This window comes from Kocuria sp. CNJ-770, assembly GCF_001942375.1.
Taxonomy (GTDB): domain Bacteria; phylum Actinomycetota; class Actinomycetes; order Actinomycetales; family Micrococcaceae; genus Kocuria; species Kocuria oceani.
The window spans coordinates 1-9,507 of the sequence record NZ_MKJW01000160.1 but is presented as its reverse complement, the minus strand read 5'-3'; the positions used below and the strand labels follow the sequence as shown (position 1 = coordinate 9,507).

General features: G+C 73.9%; 8 protein-coding genes. 1 reads left to right on the top strand and 7 read right to left on the bottom strand.

What is annotated here, in order from left to right:
- From BJF77_RS18650 to ftsY, 6 genes are all read right to left on the bottom strand, one after another.
- A partial coding sequence (locus BJF77_RS18650) for a hypothetical protein (protein WP_139318662.1) occupies positions 1-1,147 on the bottom strand: 1,147 nt, incomplete at its 3' end.
- Positions 1,148-1,220: 73 nt separating this feature from the next.
- Positions 1,221-1,706 (bottom strand): NUDIX hydrolase, encoded by a 486-nt coding sequence (locus BJF77_RS18645; RefSeq protein ID WP_047805189.1) that lies wholly within the window; start codon positions 1,704-1,706, stop codon positions 1,221-1,223.
- Positions 1,707-1,713: 7 nt separating this feature from the next.
- Entirely contained in the window at positions 1,714-3,303 is a 1,590-nt protein-coding gene (gene ffh / locus BJF77_RS18640; protein ID WP_075873103.1) for a signal recognition particle protein, read from the bottom strand.
- Positions 3,304-3,549: 246 nt separating this feature from the next.
- Entirely contained in the window at positions 3,550-3,888 is a 339-nt protein-coding gene (locus BJF77_RS18635) for a P-II family nitrogen regulator (RefSeq protein WP_047805187.1), read from the bottom strand.
- Between the two features lie 51 nt (positions 3,889-3,939).
- Positions 3,940-5,253 carry an ammonium transporter gene (locus BJF77_RS18630; protein ID WP_047805186.1) on the bottom strand — a complete coding sequence of 438 codons (1,314 nt, stop codon included), beginning with the start codon at positions 5,251-5,253 and terminating at the stop codon, positions 3,940-3,942.
- A 207-nt stretch (positions 5,254-5,460) separates the two neighbouring features.
- The gene (ftsY, locus tag BJF77_RS18625; protein WP_075873102.1) at positions 5,461-6,606 is read right to left on the bottom strand and encodes a signal recognition particle-docking protein FtsY; all 1,146 of its coding nucleotides are present in this window, start codon (positions 6,604-6,606) and stop codon (positions 5,461-5,463) included.
- A gap of 79 nt (positions 6,607-6,685) precedes the next feature.
- Between ftsY and BJF77_RS18620 the strand changes: the two genes are divergently transcribed.
- The gene (locus BJF77_RS18620) at positions 6,686-7,921 is read left to right on the top strand and encodes an MFS transporter (protein ID WP_047805185.1); all 1,236 of its coding nucleotides are present in this window, start codon (positions 6,686-6,688) and stop codon (positions 7,919-7,921) included.
- Between the two features lie 45 nt (positions 7,922-7,966).
- Here the strand turns inward: BJF77_RS18620 and BJF77_RS18615 are convergent.
- A partial coding sequence (locus BJF77_RS18615; protein ID WP_158041333.1) for an AAA family ATPase occupies positions 7,967-9,507 on the bottom strand: 1,541 nt, incomplete at its 5' end.

Below are 9,507 nucleotides of genomic sequence, written 5' to 3'. Positions count from 1 at the left end.
TCCGCTCGGCGAGCAGCGCCGCGGAGAGGGTGCCGAGCACGCGCGCCCCGGACCCGCCGCGCCGGGCCGCGCCCGCGAGCCCCACCCCGAGGGCGGTCTCGGTGCCGGCCAGGGCCAGCAGGAGCTCGGGCCGGCGCACGAGGGCCCGCTGGTAGCGGGCGATCAGCCCGTCCCCGGTGGGCTCGATGGTGAGACCGTGCAGGAGCGCGGCGCCCACGGCCGCGGGCTCGTAGTGCTCGGCGCCCTCGAGCTCGGTGATCTCGCGGCTGCCCTCCACGACCTTGGCGGCCAGCGCGGGCAGGCCGAGCAGCTGCAGCACGGACTCCAGCACGAGGTCGGTGGACTCGCCCAGCACGTAGTTGCGCAGCCGGTTCGTCTCGGCCGGGTCGAGGTCGAAGACCGAGGCGACGGACTCGGTCTGCAGCTCCGAGGTGCCGCCGGCGCACAGCCGGACCAGGTCGCGCTCGAAGCGCCCGGCCGGTGTCTCCTCCGCCTCCGCGCCGGCCCCGCCGGTGGGCCGCCACTCCGGGCCCCACTCGAGGGCGCACACGGCGTCGGCGGCCTCCAGGTCGGTGACGGACGCCGGGTCCTCCCCGGCGAGCAGGACCTCGAAGGAGCGGGTGGCCCCGTCCGAGGAGAGCGCCACGGCCGTCTCGGCGAGGCCGGTGCGCACGGTCCAGAAGTCGACCTCGGCGTCGAAGACCACCACGGACCACCCGTGCCGGGAGACCGCGGTGAACCCGGTGCCGGACAGGGCGGCCAGCACGGGCAGGTCGGGGGCGTCCAGGTGGACCAGCAGGACGCGGCGCAGACCGGGGTGCTCGGGCTGCAGCTGGTGGCCGGTGGTCCGGGCGAGGGTGCCGGCCAGCTCGTCGAGGGTGCACCCGGCCTCCACAGAGCCGTCCGCGGCGGCGCGGGCCAGGCGGCCCTCGGTGTCGGCGAGGAACATCAGCTGCGTGGCCCGGGGGCCCTCCGCGTAGGCGCTGATCAGCCGGTGCCCGGCGATGACCGCGCGCATCTCCTCGAACGTGGGCCGGGGTTCCGGGGCCGGCGCGGCGGTGGTCTCCGTCGCGCAGACCACCGTGGCGGGGACCAGGTCCCACGCGGAGGTGGAGGACGCGACGTCGTCGGCGGGGAGTGAGGTCATGGCGTCCATGCTACGCCGTCGTCCCGGCCGTCCCGGGGCCGGGACCGGTCCCCGGGGCGCGTCCGGCGGGGGCTCAGCGGGGGCCGTCGACGAGCTCCGCCACCGTCCCGTCCGCCAGGGCGGCCAGGGCCGCGCGCAGCCGGTGGGCCAGCCCCGGGCGCAGGTAGGCGTCCAGCTCCTCCGGGGCCGTCCAGCGGTGGCTGAGCAGCTCCTCCTCCTGCACCGTGATGGGGGTGTCGGCCTCGATCACCCCGCCGTCGTAGACGAAGGAGACCGAGTCCCCCCAGATGCCCATGGCCACTCCGTGCGCCACGACGAGCAGCCGGCCGGGGGCCAGGTGCAGACCGACCTCCTCGACCACCTCCCGGAAGCACCCGGTGCGGGGGTCCTCCCCCGCCTCCACGGTGCCGCCGGGAACGGTCCAGTCCGACTTGTAGTTGGGCTCGACGAGCAGCACCCGGCCCTGCGGGTCGCGGATGAGGGCCTCGGCGGCCAGGCGCCGGGTGGGCAGCGAGTCGACGAACTTCTTCAGCTCGGGCTCGGAGAGGTAGGAGCTCATCGGGGCCTCACTTCCCCAGGAACTTCTCGAAGCCCTTGGGCAGGTTCAGGTCCGCCGGGTCCGGCTGGGCCTGTCCGGCGCCGAACGCCGAGCCGGCGGGCGCCTTGTGCTTGCGCTGCTGCTCGAGGGCGGCGTTCTCCTGGGCGCGCTTGGCGGGGTTGCCCGAGCGGGAACCGCCCTTCTTCGCGGAGCCCTTGCCCTTGCCCTTCTTGCCCCCGCCGGCGCCGCCGCCGCCGGGCATGCCCGGGATGCCGGCGGGCATGCCCGGCACGCCCTTGCCCTGGGCCAGCCGCTTCATCATCTTCTGCGCCTGCGCGAAGCGCTCCATGAGCTGGTTGACCTCCGAGACGGTCACCCCGGAGCCCTTGGCGATGCGGGCCCGCCGCGAGCCGTTGATGATCTTCGGGGCGACCCGCTCGTGCGGGGTCATGGAGCGCACGATGGCCTCGACGCGGTCGATCTCGCGCTCGTCGAAGTTCTCCAGCTGCTCGCGCATGCCGGCGGCGCCCGGCATCATCATGAGCATCTTCTTCATCGAGCCCATCTTGCGCAGCTGCTGCATCTGCGCCAGGAAGTCCTCGAAGGTGAAGTCCTCCTGGTCGGTGAACTTCCGGGCCATCTTCTCGGCCTCGGCCTGGTCCCACTGCTTCTCGGCCTGCTCGATCAGGGTGAGGACGTCGCCCATGTCGAGGATCCGGGAGGCCATGCGGTCCGGGTGGAACTGCTCGAAGTCGTCGACGTTCTCGCCCGTGGAGGCGAACATGATCGGCTTGCCGGTCACGGAGGCCACGGACAGGGCCGCGCCGCCGCGGGCGTCGCCGTCGAGCTTGGACAGGACCACGCCGGTGAAGTCGACGCCCTCGTTGAAGGCCTGCGCCGTGTTCACGGCGTCCTGGCCGACCATCGCGTCGATGACGAAGAGCACCTCGTCGGGCCGGACGGCGTCGCGGATGTCGCGGGCCTGCGCCATGAGCGCCTCGTCGATGCCCAGGCGCCCGGCGGTGTCCACGATGACCACGTCGTGCAGCCGGGCGCGGGCCTGGGCCACGCCGTCGCGGGCGACCTGGACGGGGTCGCCCGTGGGGTCGTCGAACTCGGAGGTGGTGCCCGGGTGCGGGGCGAAGACCGGGACGCCGGCGCGCTCGCCCACGACCTTCAGCTGCGTGACCGCGTTGGGTCGCTGCAGGTCCGAGGCCACGAGCAGGGGACGGTGCCCCTGGCCCTTGAGCCACTTGCCGAGCTTGCCGGCCAGGGTGGTCTTGCCGGCGCCCTGCAGGCCGGCGAGCATGATGATCGTGGGGCCGGTCTTGGCCATCCGGATCCGGCGGGTCTGGCCGCCGAGGATGTTCTGCAGCTCCTCGTTGACGATCTTCACGACCTGCTGGCCGGGGTTCAGCGCCTCGGAGACCTCCAGCCCGAGGGCGCGCTCCTTGACCGCGGCGGTGAACTCGCGCACGACCGGGACGGCGACGTCGGCGTCGAGCAGGGCGCGCCGGATCTCCCGCACGGTGGCGTCGACGTCCGCCTCGGTCAGGCGGCCCTTGCCCTTGAGGTTCTTGAAGGTGGCGGTCAACCGGTCGGACAGTGAATTGAACACGGGTCGAAAGCTGCTTTCGTCGAGGGAGTCGGCCGGTGCGCCGCGGTCTGCGCCGCGGGCCGCGGCCCGGCCCGGTGTGGCGGGTCAGTGTCCAAGGTTAGCAACTCCGGACGACCCGGGCCCGCCGCCGTCACGCGGCGGACACGAGGACGGACACGCCGGCGGACACGACGGCGGACACGACGGCGGACACGACGGCGGCCGGCCCCCTCCGGCGGGAGGGGGCCGGCCGCGGGGACCGAGCGGTCAGAGCGCCGTCTCGTCGCGCTCCCCGGTGCGCACCCGCACGGCCTGCCGGACGTCGGTGACCCACACCTTCCCGTCACCGGCGCGGCCGGTGTTGGCCGAGGAGACGATGACGTCGACGATGTCCGTGGCCTGGTGGTCGTCGACGAGGATCTCCACGCGGACCTTCTCCAGCAGGTCCACCGTGTACTCCGCGCCGCGGTAGACCTCGGTGTGCCCGCGCTGCTGGCCGTAGCCGTGCACGTTCTGGACCGTCATGCCCTGGACGCCGTAGGACTCGAGCGCGGACTTGATGTCCTTGAACTTCTCCGGGCGCACGATCGCGGTGACGAGTTTCATGGAAGAGCTGCCTTTCGTGGGGGTGGGATGCGTCGGGCGCCGTCGCACGGCTCAGCCGCGCACCGGCTGGGAGCGGCCGGGCTCGAAGGCGGCGGCCTCCCCGCCGGCGGCGTGGCGGCCCGGGGTGAACGAGCCCGTGGCGTCGCCGGCCAGGGCGTAGCCGGACTCGGCGTGCTGGGTGATGTCGATGCCGTCGATCTCGTCCCGCTCCGGGATCCGGAAGCCGATGGTCTTGTCGATGACGAAGGCGATGACGAAGGTCAGCACGGCGCAGTAGAGCACCGAGACGAGCACCGCCACGACCTGGGTGAGCAGCAGGCCGAAGCCGCCGCCGTAGAACAGCCCCGCGGTGCCCTCGGACGGCAGCGCCACGAAGCCCAGGGCCACGGTGCCGACGACGCCGGAGACCAGGTGCACCCCGATCACGTCCAGCGAGTCGTCCATGCCCATGCGGTACTTGAGGCCCACGGCCAGCGCCGAGCAGATGCCGGCCACGAAGCCCAGCACGATCGCCCACACCGGGGAGACGTTGGCGCACGCCGGGGTGATGGCCACGAGCCCGGCCACGGCGCCGGAGGCGGCGCCCAGGGACGTGGCGTGGCGGTCCCGGATCCGCTCGGTGAGCAGCCAGCCGAGCATCGCCGCGGAGGGGGCCACGAGGGTGTTGATCCAGATCAGCCCGGCCTGCTCGGCCGTGCCGGCCGCGCCGGCGTTGAAGCCGAACCAGCCGAACCACAGGATGGCGGCACCGAGCATCACGAGCGGCAGGTTGTGCGGGCGCTGGCTCGGGTCCTTGCCGAAGCCCTGGCGGGCCCCGACGATCATGATGAGGATCAGCGCCGCGACGCCGGCGTTGATGTGCACCACGAGCCCGCCGGCGAAGTCGATGGCCTCGCCGAGGGCGGAGCCCACGGCGCCGTCCTCGGTCAGCAGCCCGCCGCCCCAGACCATGTAGGCCAGCGGCGCGTACACCAGGGTGGCCCAGACGGGCACGAAGACGGCCCAGGCGCCGAACCGGGCGCGGTCGGCGATCGCGCCGGAGATCAGGGCGACGGTGATGATGGCGAAGGTGCCGCCGTAGGCGGCGCCGAGCAGGTCCTCGCTGCCGATGATGTCGGCCAGGGCGAAGGAGGGCACCGGGCTTCCGGTGATCCCGCCCAGGAGCGGGTCCCCGCCGCTCATCGAGTAGCCCCACAGCACCCACACCACCGAGACCATGGCGATGGAGATGAAGCTCATCATCATCATGTTCAGGACGCCCTTGGCCCGGGTCATCCCGCCGTAGAACAGGGCCAGCCCGGGGGTCATGAAGAAGACCAGGGCTGCCGCGACGATCGTCCACACGTGTCCAGCAGTGATTTCCACGATGTGCACCTCTCTCTGAAGGTTGGTCGGTCACCGGTGCCACTGGCCCGTTCCCCGCGGGGCCGTCCGGTGCTCACCGTTCACCTCGAGTGTCCGAGAGAGATGTTTCGTCCGCCGCCGCGCCGGGTTGCGGACATGTTTCGGGCCCGCCGCAATGATGACGCGCGTGTAAATTGCGGCGGGCCCGTGGGGCGTTCGGGGGACGGGTCAGTCGAGCAGGGCGTCCACGAAGCCTTCCGCCTCGAAGGGGGCCAGGTCGTCCGGGCCCTCGCCCAGGCCGATGAGCTTGACCGGGACCCCGAGGCTCTTCTGGATGGCCACCACGATGCCGCCCTTGGCGGTGCCGTCGAGCTTGGTGAGGACGATGCCGGTGACGTCCACGGCCTCGGAGAACACGCGGGCCTGGGTCATGCCGTTCTGCCCGGTGGTGGCGTCGATGACGAGCAGGACCTCGTCGATGACGGCGGCCTTCTCGACGACCCGCTTGATCTTGCCGAGCTGGTCCATCAGGCCGGCCTTGTTCTGCAGCCGCCCGGCGGTGTCGATCATCACGACGTCGACCTCCTGCTCGATGCCGGCGACCACGGAGTCGTAGGCCACGGAGGCCGGGTCGGCGCCCTCGACGTCGGAGCGCACCGTGGGCACGCCCACGCGCGCCCCCCAGGTGGAGAGCTGGTCGGCGGCCGCGGCCCGGAAGGTGTCGGCCGCGCCCAGCAGCACGTCCTTGTCCTCGGCGACGAGCACGCGGGCGAGCTTGCCCACGGTGGTGGTCTTGCCGACCCCGTTGACGCCCACGACGAGGACGACGGCGGGGACGGGGCCCTTGCGGGACACGGCCAGGGACCGGTCCAGCGTGGGGTCGACGAGCTTCACAAGCTCCTCCCGCAGCATGGCCTTCACGTGCGCGGGGTCGCTGGTGCCCTCCACCGTGACCCGGCGCCGGAGGGACTCCACGAGCTCCATCGAGGCGTCCGTGCCGAGGTCGGCGAGCAGCAGCGTCTCCTCGATCTCGTCCCACACGTCCTCGTCGATGCGGTCGCGGGAGAGCAGGGCGAGCAGGCCCTTGCCGAGGACGTTGTTGGACCGGGCCAGCCGCCCGCGCAGGCGCGCCATCCGCGACGACGCCGACTCGGGCCGGTCCAGCGCCGGGCGGGTGTCGGCGGGCCGGGCCGGCGCGGTGCCGGGCTCCAGGTCCCCGGGGGCCTCGGCGGGGCCTCCCTCGAGGTCGTCGGCGTCCCGGGTGGAGGGGTAGCCGCCGCGGGGCGCCTTGGGCCCGCGGAGCAGCACGAGGCCGAGCAGACCGAGGACCACGACGGCGATGAGCACGTATACGAGAACGGGTATCGAATCCACGCCTCCCAGCTTCTCACACCGCCCCCGGCGGGACCCGGCGGCGGGGGCCGCGCCGGTCCCGGAGTCCTAGACTCGACGGGTGCCCGTTCAGCCCTCCGCCCCCGCGCCCGAGCGCGACCGCGTCCCCCAGCAGATCACGGTGCTCATCGCCGCCGCCTTCGTCATCGCGATCGGCTACGGGATCGTGGCGCCCGTGCTCCCCCAGTTCGCCACGACCTTCGGCGTCGGGGTGGCGGCGGCCTCCGCCGTGGTCAGCGTCTTCGCCGTGGCCCGCCTCCTGTTCGCCCCGGCGGGCGGGCGGATCCTGAACCGGATCGGTGAGCGCCCCACCTACGTGACCGGGGTGCTCATCGTGGCGCTGTCCTCGGCGGCCACCGCGTTCGCCCAGAGCTACTGGCAGCTGCTGCTGTTCCGGGGCCTCGGCGGGATCGGGTCGGTGATGTTCACCATCTCCGCGATGGGCCTGATCGTGCGCCTGGCCCCGCCCCGGATGCGGGGCCGGGTCTCCGGCTACTACGCCTCCGCGTTCCTGGTGGGCGGGGTGCTCGGCCCGGTCGTGGGCGGCCTGCTCGCCGGGCTGGGGATGCAGGCCCCGTTCCTGATCTACGCGGTCTCCCTGCTCGTGGCGGTGGCCGTGGTCCACTTCCGGCTCAAGGACGAGGTGCTCGGCGCCGGCCGGGACCGCAGGAACCAGCCGGTGATGACCGTGGCGGAGGCCGGGCAGGTGGGCGCCTACCGCTCCGCGCTGGTCTCCAGCTTCGCCAACGGCTGGACCGCCCACGGGATCCGGGTGGCCCTCGTGCCGCTGTTCGCGGTCGCCGTCCTGGGGGCGGGCCCCGCGGTGGCCGGCCTGGCGCTGGCGGTCTACGCCGCCGGCAACGCCCTGGCCCTGCCGGTCACCGGCCGGCTGACCGACCGGTTCGGGCGCAAGCCGCTCGTGCTCTCCGGGCTGCTGGTCAACGGGCTCGCCACCATGGGCCTGGGCCTGGTCCAGGACGTGCCGTGGTTCGTGGTCCTGTCCCTGGTGGCGGGCATGGGCTCCGGAACGCTGAACCCCGGGCAACAGGCCACCGTGGCCGACGTCATCGGTCCGGACCGGGCCGGAGGGCCCGTGCTCGCGCGATTCCAGATGAGCGCCGACGCCGGGCAGATCCTGGGCCCCGTGGTCGCCGGCGCGCTCGCCGACGCCGCTGGCTTCGGCTGGGCCTTCGGGGTCTCCGGGGCGATCATGCTGATCGCGGCCGGGGCGTGGCTGCCCGTGCGGGACACCATGGAACGGCCCGACCCCGCGGCGGCGCGCCCGGCCGGGACATAGGCCGGGTCGGGCGCGGGAGCCGGCGGCGCGGGTCCGTCGCCGGGCTCAGCGCAACTCGGCGAGCCGCTGCCCGATCACGGTGGTGACCCCGTCCCCGCGCATGGCCACCCCGTAGAGGGCGTCGGCGATCTCCATCGTCCGCTTCTGGTGCGTGATGATGATCAGCTGCGAGGTCTCCTGCAGCTGGCGGAAGATGCTCAGCAGCCGCCCGAGGTTGCGGTCGTCCAGGGCCGCCTCGACCTCGTCCATCACGTAGAACGGCGAAGGGCGGGCCTTGAAGATCGCCACGAGCAGGGCGATCGCCGTCAGGGAGCGCTCACCGCCGGAGAGCAGGGACAGCCGCTTGATCTTCTTCCCCGCCGGGCGCGCCTCCACGTCGATCCCGGTGCTCAGCATGTCCGTCGGGTCGGTGAGCCGCAGCCGGCCCTCGCCGCCGGGGAACAGGGTGGCGAAGACGCCCTCGAACTCCCGGGCGGTGTCGGCGTAGGCCTCGGAGAAGACCCGCTCCACGTGCTCGTCCACCTCGCGCAGGATGCTGCGCAGGTCCTGCCGGGACCGCTTCAGGTCCTCGAGCTGCTCGGCGAGGAAGCGGTGCCGCTCCTCGAGCGCCGCGAACTCCTCCAGCGCCAGGGGGTTGACGCGGCCCAGCGAGGCCAGTTCCTTCTCGGCCCGGCGCAGCCGCCTCTCCTGCTCGGCCCGCACGAAGGGCGCCCCCGCCACGGCCCCGAACAGGGCGTCCTGCCCGTCCGTCGCCTCCGGCTCCTCCGTCCCGGTCCCCGCGTCGGGGTCGGGGATCGGCAGGTGCGGCCCGTAGTGCTCCACGAGCGCCTCCGGGGTGAGGCCCAGCTCCTCCAGGGAGCGGTCCTCAAGGGCCTCGATCCGCGTGCGCTGCTGGGTCCGGGCCAGCTCGTCACGGTGCACGGAGTCGGTGAGCTCGGCGACACGGGCGGCGAGCCGGTCGTTGGCGGCGCGCAGCTCCGTGAGCTCCGCGTCCAGGCCGGCGCGCACGGACTCGGCCCGGTCCCGGTCCCCGGCGGCGGCGGCCACGGACGCCCCGACACGGACCAGCAGCTGCTCGGCCGCGGCCAGCACGGCCTCGGCGTTGCGGGCCTGCAGCCGGCGGCGGTGCGCCCGGCGCTCGGCCTCCTCCCGGGCCCGGCGCTCGGTGGCGGCGGCCCGCTCCTGGGAGGCGGCCCGGTTGCCCAGCGCGCGCGCCTGCTCCTCGAGGGAGCGCAGGGCCAGCCGCGCCTCGGTCTCAGCGGCGCGGGCGGCGGTGGCGGCGCGGTGCCGTTCGTCGCGGCGGGCGGCGGCCTCCAGCTGGGCGTCCTCGGTGTCCTCCTCGCCGAGCTCCTCGGCGGCCTGCAGGCGGTCGGCGACCTCGCGCAGGCGCTGCTGCTCGGCGGCCAGGTGCCGGTCCGCGGCCGCGACCTGCTCCTCGGAGCGGGCGGTCTCCGCCGCGGCGGAGTCCAGCACGGCCCGGACCCGCGACAGCTCGGAGGCGGTCCGCTCGGCGCTGCGCTCCGCCGCGCGCAGCGCCGCGCGGCCTCCTGGGCCCGCCGGCGGCCGGCGTCGCGCTCCTCGCCCAC